Raw genomic sequence first — 205 nt, forward strand, 5'->3', positions numbered from 1 at the left:
AAAAACGGAACTGTGCGCGGAAACCAACTCGAGCGGAATTAAAAAAAACGTGAATTAATAACTTCTACTCTACCGAATTCCAAAATTGCGGAATCAAAATGTGGAATTAAATATCAAAACGCAAAACAAAACGCTGAATGAACCTCAAAAAACTGAATTATAACTGCAACCAACAATGTATAAATTCAATTGCGGCTGAATTTCC

This window comes from Mesoflavibacter sp. CH_XMU1404-2, assembly GCF_037029465.1.
Classification (GTDB): Bacteria; Bacteroidota; Bacteroidia; order Flavobacteriales; family Flavobacteriaceae; genus Mesoflavibacter.